The sequence below is a fragment of the Xanthomonas sp. SHU 308 genome (assembly GCF_000364645.1).
GTDB classification, from domain to species: Bacteria; Pseudomonadota; Gammaproteobacteria; order Xanthomonadales; family Xanthomonadaceae; genus Xanthomonas_A; species Xanthomonas_A sontii.
In genome coordinates this window covers 1-2,504 of the sequence record NZ_AQOK01000381.1, presented here as the reverse complement: position 1 = coordinate 2,504, position 2,504 = coordinate 1, and the positions used below count along the sequence as shown (strand labels likewise).

3 protein-coding genes and 1 pseudogene are annotated in these 2,504 nt (G+C 70.8%); 2 read left to right on the top strand and 2 right to left on the bottom strand.

Annotated features, from left to right (window positions below; genetic code table 11):
- Positions 1–125, top strand: a pseudogene (locus tag D588_RS27280) (FAD-dependent hydroxylase); the annotation flags it as partial.
- A 101-nt stretch (positions 126–226) separates the two neighbouring features.
- Here the strand turns inward: D588_RS27280 and D588_RS0112880 are convergent.
- Positions 227–556 carry a hypothetical protein gene (locus D588_RS0112880; RefSeq protein WP_017916269.1) on the bottom strand — a complete coding sequence of 110 codons (330 nt, stop codon included), beginning with the start codon at positions 554–556 and terminating at the stop codon, positions 227–229.
- A 67-nt stretch (positions 557–623) separates the two neighbouring features.
- Positions 624–845: an RNA-binding S4 domain-containing protein gene (locus D588_RS0112875; protein ID WP_017909138.1), complete on the bottom strand. Its 222-nt coding sequence runs from the start codon at positions 843–845 to the stop codon at positions 624–626.
- Positions 846–1,110: 265 nt separating this feature from the next.
- Here D588_RS0112875 and D588_RS0112870 point away from each other — a divergent pair.
- A partial coding sequence (locus D588_RS0112870; RefSeq protein ID WP_043084755.1) for a DEAD/DEAH box helicase occupies positions 1,111–2,504 on the top strand: 1,394 nt, incomplete at its 3' end.

The window sequence follows — 2,504 nt, the reverse complement described above, 5'->3', positions numbered from 1 at the left end:
CCGACGATCGCCTGCCGGCGCGCGCCCTGCGCAGCGCCGCGCTGCGCGTGGCCGACCGGGTCGCGCCGTTCAAGCGTGCCATCGCGGCGCACCTGACCCAGCGCGTGGCGGCCATGGCGCGCTGAGGCGGCGGTCGTGCCGATGCATGCGTGCGTGTCTATCGGTGCTCGGCGCGGCTTGCTTTCAATTCCGAATCCCGAATCCCGAATCCCGATCTCAGCGGCAGCTAGCTGGCGTCGGCGCGCCGCTGTTCCGCACCGGCGACCAGCGCGTCGAGGGCGCTCTGCAGGTCGCCGCTGCGCTGCGCCGCTTCGATCGGCGCGATGGCCCAGGCGCAGCCGGCGTGGCGCAGGTGCTGGCGCCAGTCGCCGGTCCAGCCCTCCAGTTCGTCCAGCGCCAGGGAGATGGAACCGCCGCGCTCCGCGTGGCCGCCGCGGATGGACTGGCCCAGGCGGAACGGCTGCGCTGCGTCGGGGTCGAGCTGCGCGATGTACACGTCGTGGTGCGGATCTTCCGCAGACGGCGCGATGTTGCGGATGCCTAGCGTGATCAGCATCGTGCGGGGATCCGCGCTGTCCGGCGCCACCGGCCGGCGAGTGGCAGGCCAGGGGCGCCGATGGCGGTCATGCCTTGCCGAGCACCTGCACCTGCACGTCGCCCAGCTGTACCACCTGGCCCGCGCGCACCTTGCAGGCCTTGCGCAGTTCGACCTCGCCATCCACGCGCACCTGGCCTTCGCTGATCACGGCCTTGGCCGCACCGCCGCTGTCGCACAGGCCGGTCAGTTTCAACAGGTGCTTGAGTTCCACGTAGTCGCTTTCTAGCTGGAGATCGATGGTCTGCATTGGGGGCTTGCTCGGAAATCGGCGCCCATTGTCGGTCATTCGCGGGCAAAACGCCCGCCATGTCGGCGGCTGGGGGCTGTCGCCGCTGCCGCAGCCCGCGGCGCCGCGCCTGCTGGAGGCGGCCGCGGTGGCCGGCGTCCGGCAGTGCGGAGAGGGTCACGCCTGAACGGTGTCGTTCACCTGCTTTCGACATGCGGCCCGGCAGGGCGCACAATAGGGGCTTCTTTGCGCCTGCCGGTTCTCTGCGGCGCCCCCGGAGTCTCCCATGTCCCAAGATACCCCCGCGCCGCTGCTGTTCGCAGATCTCGGCCTCTCCCCTGCTGTGATGAAGGCGGTCGCCGACGTCGGCTACGAGTCGCCGTCGCCGATCCAGGCCGCCACCATCCCGGCGCTGCTGACCGGCCGCGACCTGCTCGGCCAGGCGCAGACCGGCACCGGCAAGACCGCCGCGTTCGCGCTGCCGATCCTGTCGCGGCTGGATTTCGCCCAGCGCAAGCCGCAGGCGCTGGTGCTGGCGCCCACCCGCGAACTGGCGATCCAGGTGGCCGAGGCGTTCCACCGCTACGCCGCGGCGATCCCCGGCTTCCAGGTGCTGCCGGTGTACGGCGGCCAGCCCTACGTGCAGCAGCTGTCGGCGCTCAAGCGCGGCGTGCACGTGGTGGTGGGCACCCCTGGGCGGGTGATCGATCACCTGGACCGCGGCACCCTGGACCTGTCCGAGCTGAAGACGCTGGTGCTCGACGAGGCCGACGAGATGCTGCGCATGGGCTTCATCGACGACGTCGAGGCAGTGCTGAAGAAGCTGCCGGAATCGCGCCAGGTGGCGCTGTTCTCGGCGACCATGCCGCCGGCGATCAAGCGCATCGCGCAGACCTATCTGAACGACCCGGCCGAGGTGATCATCGCCTCCAAGACCACCACCTCGGCCAACATCCGCCAGCGCTACTGGGCGGTGAGCGGGCTGCACAAGCTCGACGCGCTGACCCGGATCCTGGAGGTCGAACCGTTCGACGCGATGATCATCTTCGCCCGCACCAAGGCCGGCACCGACGAGCTGGCGCAGAAGCTGCAGGCGCGCGGCCTGGCCGCGGCGGCGATCAACGGCGACATCCAGCAGGCGCAGCGCGAGCGGGTGATCCAGCAGCTCAAGGACGGCAAGCTCGACGTCCTGGTCGCCACCGACGTGGCCGCGCGCGGCCTGGACGTGGAGCGGATCAGCCACGTGCTGAACTACGACATCCCCTACGACACCGAAAGCTACGTGCACCGTATCGGCCGCACCGGCCGCGCCGGGCGCAGCGGCGAAGCGATCCTGTTCGTCAGCCCGCGCGAGCGCGGCATGCTGCGCGCGATCGAGCGCGCCACCCGCCAGCCGATCGAGGAAATGCAGCTGCCCAGCGTCGACGCGGTCAACGACCAGCGCGTGAGCCGCTTCATGGAGAAGATCAGCGAGACCATCGCCGCCGGCGGCATCGACATGTACCGCGATTTGCTGCAGAAGTTCGAGGCCGAGAAGAACGTGCCGATGGTGGAAGTGGCCGCGGCGCTGGCGCGCCTGCTGCAGGGCGAGACGCCGCTGCTGCTGGCCCCGGACCGTCCGCGTCCGCCGCAGGGCGAGCGTTTCGAGCGCCGCGAGCGGCCCGAGCGTGGCGAGCGCCC